We start from the raw sequence: 244 nt of genomic DNA on the forward strand, positions 1-244 counted from the left end.
CGGCGCTGAGCGCCTACCCGGGCTTCGCCAAGACCGGCAGCGACACGGTGAAGAAGCAGGAGGCCGCGGCCTTCCTCGCCAACGTCAACCACGAGACGGGCGGCCTGGTCCACATCGTCGAGCAGAACACCGCCAACTACCCGCACTACTGCGACACGGGCAAGCCCTACGGCTGCCCGGCGGGGCAGGCGGCGTACTACGGCCGGGGCCCGATCCAGCTCAGCTGGAACTTCAACTACAAGGC

1 protein-coding gene is annotated in these 244 nt (G+C 68.4%); it reads left to right on the plus strand.

Features of this window, described 5'->3' with window-relative positions:
* A partial coding sequence (locus tag PUR26_RS07790; protein ID WP_329870542.1) for a chitinase occupies window positions 1-244 on the plus strand: 244 nt, incomplete at both ends.

The sequence above is a fragment of the Streptomyces sp. SP18CS02 genome (assembly GCF_036322365.1).
Classification (GTDB): domain Bacteria; phylum Actinomycetota; class Actinomycetes; order Streptomycetales; family Streptomycetaceae; genus Streptomyces.